5 protein-coding genes are annotated in these 8,553 nt (G+C 62.4%); 4 read left to right on the plus strand and 1 reads right to left on the minus strand.

Annotation, left to right across the window (positions count from 1 at the left end; translation table 11 throughout):
• The 4 genes from ACXJ7R_RS18260 to ACXJ7R_RS18275 all read left to right on the plus strand — a co-directional run.
• Positions 1-244: PAN domain-containing protein (locus ACXJ7R_RS18260; RefSeq protein WP_457153061.1), on the plus strand; the 244-nt coding region annotated here is incomplete at its 5' end.
• A gap of 310 nt (positions 245-554) precedes the next feature.
• Positions 555-4,667, plus strand: a complete 4,113-nt coding sequence (locus ACXJ7R_RS18265; RefSeq protein WP_457153062.1) for a GAF domain-containing protein — start codon at positions 555-557, stop codon at positions 4,665-4,667.
• On the plus strand, positions 4,664-5,053 hold the full coding sequence (locus ACXJ7R_RS18270) for a response regulator (protein ID WP_457153063.1): 390 nt from the start codon (positions 4,664-4,666) through the stop codon (positions 5,051-5,053). The genes ACXJ7R_RS18265 and ACXJ7R_RS18270 overlap by 4 nt, the downstream gene beginning before the upstream one ends.
• Positions 5,050-6,303 (plus strand): adenylate/guanylate cyclase domain-containing protein, encoded by a 1,254-nt coding sequence (locus ACXJ7R_RS18275; protein WP_457153064.1) that lies wholly within the window; start codon positions 5,050-5,052, stop codon positions 6,301-6,303. The genes ACXJ7R_RS18270 and ACXJ7R_RS18275 overlap by 4 nt, the downstream gene beginning before the upstream one ends.
• A gap of 194 nt (positions 6,304-6,497) precedes the next feature.
• Here the strand turns inward: ACXJ7R_RS18275 and ACXJ7R_RS18280 are convergent, their stop codons facing one another.
• Positions 6,498-8,267: an adenylate/guanylate cyclase domain-containing protein gene (locus tag ACXJ7R_RS18280; RefSeq protein ID WP_457153065.1), complete on the minus strand. Its 1,770-nt coding sequence runs from the start codon at positions 8,265-8,267 to the stop codon at positions 6,498-6,500.
• Between the last annotated feature and the right edge of the window lie 286 nt (positions 8,268-8,553).

Below are 8,553 nucleotides of genomic sequence, written 5' to 3' on the forward strand. Positions count from 1 at the left end.
GGCGGTGGCGAACAAGGTTCAATACTCCAGCCTCGTTTTTTACAAGAATACGGTGGTGGTGGGAGAGTCGTATTCGAACATCCCCAGCACCTATGCCGACTGCGTGCTGGCGTGCGCCGCTGATCAGAAGTGCATGGGCTTTAACTTCGATACCCCAAACAAGATGTGTTCGATGCTAGATCAGGTAGATACGTTGTCGGTGTTCAAGGGGGTGGCTTCCGGAAGTAAGGCCGCCGGAAATTAACCGCCGATGTAAGAACCCAAGGGGCGCAACGTTCCACGCCCCTCTTTGTCGGCTTTTGGGCCGGAAGCTGACCGACTGGTTTTAGGTCAAAGTCCGAAGAAGCGGACACTCCGCCTACGACCCATCTCGGACATATTCCCTGTCTGCAATAGCTCCGAAAGCCGGCGCTCAGGTGCATCACCAAAGCGGCCGCTCTGGGTGACGAACGGACGTTATAGGTCGCCAAACTTGACGCTGGGTTGGCCAAAGCCGACACTGAGCAGAGAAAAACAGGAGCACCTCTGTGGGAGGGCCAGACTCCGACTCAAAGATGACGATCAGCTCGCTCCGATCCGAGTTGACAGCGGCGCGCGAAGAAAATCAGGTACGCACCGCGGAGGTCGCCAATCTCCTTGAACAGCAGACTGCGACGAGTGCGATCCTCAGGGTGATCGCCGCATCGCCGACCGACATCCAACCCGTCCTGCAGGTCGTGGCGGAGAGTGCTGCGCGCTTCTGCGACACCTACGACGCCGGCATTTTCCTGGCGCGAGACGGGACACTATTCCCCAAAGCACACTACGGCCCCATCGCCTTCGACTTCGAACCGATGCCGGTCGCACGCGATTGGGTCTGCGGTCGCGCCTTCGCCGACCGCAAGACTGTGCATGTCAACGACATAGCGGTTGCAGGTGCGGAGTTTCCTGTCAGCCAAACACTTGCCGAAAGGCTTGGCCACCGCACGATGCTCGCAACACCTCTGATGCGTGACACCGAAGCAATCGGCGCGCTCGTCATCAGGCGCATCGAGGTCAAGCCTTTCAGCGAGAAGCAGATCAAGCTACTCAAGATTTTCGCCGACCAGGCGGTGATCGCCATCGAGAACGTGCGCCTGTTCGACGAGGTGCAGGCGCGCACGCGCGATCTCGGCGAGGCGCTGGAGCAGCAGACCGCGACCGCCGATGTGCTCAAGGCAATCAGCCGGTCGGCCTTCGATCTTCAACCGGTACTACAGACGCTGGTCGACTCGGCAATACGCCTGGCCGGGGCGGACATGGGCGCAATCACGTTGCGCGTTGGCGATACGTTGCAGTTCATGGCAGGCGGCGGGCAGGCTGCCGAGCTGCATGCATACGAACGAGCCAACCCACATGTTGTGGGACGAGGGACGTTCCAGGGCCGCGCTGCGCTGGAGGGATTGACGATCCACGTGGCGGACGCGCTTGAAGACCCGGAATACGAAAGGCCGGAGGCGGCAATCATAGGCAGTTTCCGCGGAGTGCTTTCTGTTCCGCTGAAGCGGGGTCAGGAGACCATCGGCGTATTCGGCATGGCGCGGCGGGCGATCGGGCTATTTTCACCGCGTCAAGTCGAACTGGTCGAGAGCTTCGCCGACCAGGCGGTGATCGCCATCGAGAATGTCCGCCTCTTCGACGAGGTGCAGGCGCGCAACCGTGAGGTGACTGAAGCGCTGGAACAGCAGACGGCGACGGCCGAAGTGTTGAAGACGATCAGCAGTTCGGCGTTCGATCTCGATTCCGTGCTGCATACGCTTGTGAAGTCCGCGTCCGACCTCTGTCACTCCGGGATGGGCTACATCTATCTGCGCCAGGGCGACGTGTTGCAGCCGACGGTACAGATCGGATGGAGTCAAGAATTCCAGGACCACATGAACAACCTCCCGGTCACGCCCGGCCGGGGCAGCATCGCCGCCCGCGTTGCCCAGAGCGGGTCCGTGGAGCAGATTGCCGACGTTCTCGACGATCCGGAGTATACCAACATCGAAGGCCAGCGGCTCGGCGGCTTCCGCACCCTGCTGGGCGTTCCGCTGATGCGTGACGGCGCCGTGACCGGCGTCTTCGTCCTCGCCCGCTCGTCGGTCTCGCCGTACAGCACGCGCGAAATCGAACTGGTGCAGACATTTTCGGATCAGGCGGTCATCGCGATCGAGAACGTGCGGCTGTTCGAAGAGGTGGAGTCCCGCAACCGCGACCTAGCCGAGTCGCTGGAACAGCAGATGGCCACCGGCGCAATATTGCAAGTGATCGCCGGATCTCCTACGGACATTCAGCCTGTGCTGGACGCCGTCGCTGAAAGTGCCGCTCGGCTCTGCGACGCCTATGACGCAACGATCTATCTGCTGCGCTCCGACAGGCTGGCTGTGGGAGCGCATCACGGACCGATTCCGATTGACGGCACTGGCTTGCCGGTTGCGCGCGACATCGTTACCGGCCGCGCCGTATTGGATCGGGTGCCGGTCCACGTTCCCGACTTGACCATCGCTGGAGAGGAGTTTGCAACTGCCCGAATGATGGCTCAACGTCTTGGTTTTCGCGCGATTCTCGCCACTCCGCTGTTGCAGGAAGGAAAAGCAATCGGAGCGCTTATGATCCGGCGCATCGAGGCGCGACCCTTTAGCGACAGCCAAATTGGCCTTCTCAAAACTTTCGCCAACCAGGCCGTCATCGCAATCGGCAATGTGCGGCTCTTCGAAGAGGTGCAGGCTCGCACCGCCGACCTTGGCGAAGCATTACAGCAGCAGACCGCGACCGCGGATGTGCTCAAGGTCATAAGCCGCTCCGCATTCGACCTGCAGAGCGTCCTGCAGACACTTATCGAATCTGCTGTGAGGCTCTGCGGTGCGAAAACGTCTGGCATCTTTATGCGGGACGGCGATGTCTTCCGGCTTGCGGCAGCCTACGACCAAACCCCGGAGTATCGCGCGTATGAAGAGGCGAATCCGAGTCCGATCAGCCGACAATCCTGGGTCGGCCGAACAGCACTCGACAAGGCAGTCGTCCATATTCCGGATGTTACCAAGGACACCGAACATGGCCTTCCCGAAGCTCCGCGACTCGGAGGTTATTCGGCTGTGCTCTGTGTACCGCTCATGCGCGAAGGATCGGTAATTGGCGTCTTCGCAATGACGCGACCCGAACCCGGGCCCTTCACCGATAGCCAGATCGAACTTGTCCAGACCTTTGCCGATCAGGCGGTGATCGCCATCGAGAATGTGCGCCTGTTTGAAGAGGTACAGTCCCGCACGGCGGAATTGAGCGAGTCGCTGCAGCTGCAGACGGCGACGGCCGACGTGCTGAAGGCGATCAGCCGCTCTACGTTCGACCTGCAGTCGGTTCTCGACACGCTGGTGGAATCAGCAGCCAAGCTGTGCGACGCGGACACGAGCGTCATCTTCAAGCGTGACGGCGATCTCTACCGGTGGTCGGCCGAGTACGGCAATTTGCCTGAAGCCGCGGCTTTCGCCAAATCCAATCCCTTCGCCGCCGGTCGCGACAGCGTCACCGGAAGGGTGGCCCTCGAAGCCCGCGCCGTCCACGTTTCGGACGTGCTCGCCGACCCGGACTACGGGGCAACGCAGCTTCAGAAGCTCGGCGGCTACCGGACCATTCTATGCGTTCCAATCTTGCGCGAAGGCGCGCCGGTCGGCGTGTTCGCGCTGACGCGGTCACAGGTGCGGGACTTCACGCCGAGGCAGATCGAGCTCGTCGAGACGTTTGCCGACCAGTCCGGCATAGCGATCGAGAACGTCCGGCTGTTCGACGAGGTGCAGGCGCGTACCCGCGAATTGTCACGCTCGCTCGAGGATCTGAGGACCGCGCAGGACCGCCTCGTGCAAACGGAGAAGCTCGCCTCACTCGGCCAGTTGACCGCCGGTATCGCCCACGAGATCAAGAACCCGCTCAACTTCGTCAACAACTTCTCAGCGCTCTCAGGCGAACTCATCGATGATCTGAGCAGTGTGCTGGCCGGAGCGCCTTTGGAGGCATCCGTGCGCGAAGAGGTCGCCGAGCTGACAGCCATGCTCAAGAGCAATCTCGACAAGGTGGTCCAGCACGGCAAGCGGGCCGATTCCATCGTCAGGAACATGCTACTGCATTCGCGCGCGGGCTCAGGAGAGCATCGTGCGATCGACATCAATGCCGTGGTGGAGGAGAGCCTGAACCTTGCCTATCACGGGGCACGCGCCGAAAAGCCAGGATTCAACGTCACGCTGACGCGGAATTTCGATCCGCTGGCTGGGGATGTCGATCTCTACCCGCAGGAGATCACGCGGGTGCTTCTCAACCTCATCTCAAACGGCTTTTATGCAACGGCCAAGCGCAGCACCGCAGCGAATGGCGCGAGCTATGAGCCGACGCTCTCCGCCACCACCAGGAGTCTCGGCGACCGTGTCGAAATCAGGATCCGCGACAACGGCACCGGCATTCCGCCGGAGGTGAAGGAGAAGATGTTCAATCCATTCTTCACAACCAAGCCAGCCGGCGAGGGCACCGGGCTCGGCCTGTCGCTCAGCCACGACATCGTCGTCAAACAGCATGCCGGCACGATCGACGTCGAAAGCCAGCCAGGCGAGTTCACCGAGTTCCGGATTGTGCTGCCGCGCGCTGCGGCCTCGCTCGCAAAATCGGGAGGTGAAGCATGAGCCTCCTCATCCTGGTCGTCGACGACGAGCCCGACGTCGAGCCGCTGTTTCGCCAGCAGTTCCGCCGCGACATCCGAGCCAACCGCTTCACCCTGGAGTTCGCGCAATCGGCGGTCGGGGCGTTGGAGCAGATCGACCACGCCGAAGGAGTGACACTGATCCTGGTGCTGTCCGACATCAACATGCCCGGCATGAGCGGGATCGAACTGCTGCCGAAGATCAAGGTGCTGCGGCCCGACGTCCCGGTCATCATGATCACCGCCTATGGCGACGCCGAAACCAAGCGCAAGGCGTTGGAGAACGGCGCCGAAGCGCTGCTGACCAAGCCGATCGACTTTGCGGCGCTCAGGCAACAGATCGAAACGCGGCTGGGAATGGTGGCGTGACGGCGCGCATCCTCGTGGTCGACGACGAGCCCGATCTTGAGGTCTTGATCGTCCAGAAGTTCCGGCGTCAGATCCGCGACGGCGCGGTCATTTTCCTGTTTGCCAGCGATGGTGTGGACGCCCTGTCCGTCATCGACGGCAACAGCGACATCGACATGGTGCTGTGCGACATCAACATGCCCCGTATGGACGGCCTGTCGCTGCTGGAGAAGCTGCAGCATGCCGAGGGGCAGCAGCTTTCGACGGTCATCGTCTCCGCTTACGGTGACATGGCCAACATCCGCACTGCGATGAACCGCGGCGCCTTCGACTTCATCACTAAACCGATCGACTTTGCAGACCTGGAGACCACAATCGCCAAGACCTTGAAGCATCGCGAGGTGCTGCACGAGGCGCATCGGCGGCAAGCGGTCGCGGAGCGGGCGCATGCATCGCTGTCGCGCTACTTCTCGCCCAATCTGGCCGAGCGGCTGGCCGGCGACGCCGACGGGTTGGCGCTAGCCGGGCAGTGGCGCGAGGTCGCCTCGCTGTTCACGGACATTACCAGCTTCACCACGCTGGTGGAAACGATCGACCCTGCCACGTTAGGCGCGCTCCTGAACGACTATTTGGCCGGCATGACCGACGTCGTGTTCGCGCATGAAGGCACCGTCGCCAAGATCGTCGGCGATGCGCTGCATGTGCTGTTCGGCGCGCCTGGCGAGCAGCAGGACCATGCGGCGCGCGCGGTTGCCTGCGCGCTCGAGCTCGACGCGCTGTCGCAATCGTTCCGCGATAGTTGGCGCGACAAGGGCGTTGCGGTCGGTACGACCCGCATCGGCGTCCATGCAGGTCCGGCGCTGGTCGGAAATTTCGGCGGAGGCCGCTTCTTCGACTACACGGCCTATGGCGACACCATCAATATCGCGGCGCGGCTGGAAAGCGCCAACAAGCAGCTGGGCACGCGTATCTGCGTCAGCGGGAGCGCGGCTGCAAGGGTCGACGGCTTCCGTGGACGGCCGGTCGGCGATCTGATGCTGCGCGGCCGGGCCGAGGCGCTGCGCGCGTTCGAGCCTTTGTCGTCAAAGCAGTATGATGATCCTTCGACGGCGAGCTATCTCGAAGCCTTCGGCAGATTGGAGGCCGGCGATGCAAACGCGCTTACGGCTTTCGCCGCGCAGATCGGCAAATGTCCGGACGACCAGCTCGCCAGCTTCCATCTCAAGCGGCTGCTCAACGGCGCCAAGGGARCGCGGATCAGCCTAGACTGATCTTTGCGCCTGTCGCGACCGCGACCGTAGGCCTCGTCGCCGGCAATGTCTGCTTTCACGAGGCGGCAAAGGTGCCCTCAACGGCCGACAAAAGGGCAAAGCGGTCATGGGCGATGGGCGTTCGGAGGTGTGCGATCGCCCCCGCCGAGAAGCTGCATTATACCTCGACTACGGGGGGCTTGTCYGCGCAATGGCTAGCCCTCTTCCAGCCCTGCGATGCGCAAGCCCTCGAGGATCGCTGCCATGCGCGATGGATCGTATTCCGGCAGTCCTGCCCTGATGCTCGCGATGGTAACGTCGGGCGCGAGTGTCCGAAATTTGGCCAGGTAGCGACGTGCTTCATCCATTCGGCCGAGCTGTGCATTTGCCGCGATCAGCATCCAGTAAGTCGGGTCGAGGCCTGCGTTCAACGCCATTGACCGCTCCGCGGCTTTCAGCGCCTCGACATAGTTGCGACGCGCCATGTGCACATGAGCAATCGTGGTCATGGGCCACGGTGCCGTAGGGTCGCCCGGGCTCATGAGGATCGCGCGCCGGCTATGGGTGAGTGCGTCCTCCAGATCCCCGCAATGGAGTTCGGCAATGCCTGCGACCATCAGCACAAACTGGCTGTTGGGGTTCGCCTCGACGGCATTGGCGACGATCTGCATGCCTCGGTCGTACTCCCGCATGGTCACCAGCGTCAGCCCGCATTGCGCCAGCACGGTCGCATCGCCCTGCGGATCGGCAAGGGCGCGGCGCACCAGATCGAGACAAGCGGACCGGTCGTCGCCGGTAAGCTCGGGCCAGCCCATGGCAATGCGGAACTCGAGGGCAAAACAGGCGCCGATGAGGAACGCCGCGTAGTGCGGTTCGAGCGCGACTGCCTGCATGAATAGCTCAAAGGCCTCGGCGTTGTCCTCGGGCCGCGCGCTGTACGTCTTCGACAGCGCTCTCAGGTAGAGATCGTAAGCATCGAGGCTTTCCGGGCGTTGCCTGCGGGAGCGTTCGATTTCGGCCTGTCGGATCTGCGGCTCGATGACGCCGATAACGCTTTCGGCAATGCGGTCCTGCACGTCTAACACGTCTGCGACGACACCATCAAACCTATCGGCCCAAAGATGCGCCCCGGCTATCGTCTCGATGAGCTGTGCGGTGATGCGAAGCCGCTCGCCGGAGCGTCGCACGCTGCCTTCGAGCACGTAGCGGACTCCGAGCTCCCTGGCGACCTGCCGCACGTCGATGGACTTGCCTTTGTATACGAAGCTCGAATTGCGGGCGATCACCGCAAACGATTTGAAGCGGCTGAGCGCGGTGATGATGTCCTCAACTATGCCGTCGGCAAAGTAGTCCTGCTCCGGGTCGCCGCTCATGTTCTGGAACGGCATCACCGCAAGCGCCGGCCTGTCGGGCAGGCGCTCTGTCGGACGTGATGGGCCGAGCTGCTTTGCACCATCCGGGCTCCAACGATAGGCGCGGACAGGCCGGGCTATGTTCTTCAGCGCCTGCTCGCCCATATCTTCAAAGCGCAGGCCGCCGATCTTTCCCGCGGCATCTTCCTGCACGCGTCCGGAAACGCAGATCCCGCCCGGCTCCGCGATCCCCTCAAGACGGGCGGCAATGTTGACCCCCTCGCCGAAGACGTCGCCGTCCTGTTCGATGATGTCGCCGACATTGATGCCGATCCGGAATTCGAGCCGTTCGTCGGCTGCAACGGCGGCATTGCGTTCTGCCATACCGGCCTGCACCTCGACAGCGCAGCGCACCGCATCGACGACACTGGCGAAATCCGCCAACAGCCCGTCACCCGTCGTTTTAATGATCCTGCCGCGATGCTTGGCAACACAGGGATCGAGGTGCTCACGGCGATGGCTGTTCAAGCGACCGAGGGTACCTTCTTCGTCAACGCCCATCAGCCGACTGTACCCGGCGACGTCAGCCGCAAGGATCGCCGAGAGCTTGCGCTCGACGCGGCCGATTTCCATCCGAGTCCCMTCCTGGCGTCAGGATCATATGCGCCCAGATCGACCGATCCAAGGCCGCTCTTCCGGTTCTTTGGGGGTCGCGCCAACCATGCCCACCAGTATGTCCGCTGATGGCCAACCGTGACCTCCGGAGTGGTCGCCGCTAACGTCCGCTTTCAGGCGATCGCAAAGTCATGCTCAACGGCCAATATGAGGCGCAAAGCGGTCATCCGACCGCGCGGCCGGCGGAAGACCCATTTGGGTCCAAAGCCAGACTTCACAACCAGCAGGCATTGCGCCGTTGGCG

This window comes from Mesorhizobium sp. P5_C1 (assembly GCF_054049815.1).

What these genes read in the sequence shown, in the direction of transcription:
- ACXJ7R_RS18265 (WP_457153062.1), top strand. Translation starts at nt 555, where the DNA reads ATGACGATCAGCTCGCTCCGATCCGAGTTGACAGCGGCGCGCGAAGAA.
- ACXJ7R_RS18280 (WP_457153065.1), bottom strand. Translation starts at nt 8,267, where the DNA reads ATGGAAATCGGCCGCGTCGAGCGCAAGCTCTCGGCGATCCTTGCGGCT.
- ACXJ7R_RS18270 (WP_457153063.1), top strand. Translation starts at nt 4,664, where the DNA reads ATGAGCCTCCTCATCCTGGTCGTCGACGACGAGCCCGACGTCGAGCCG.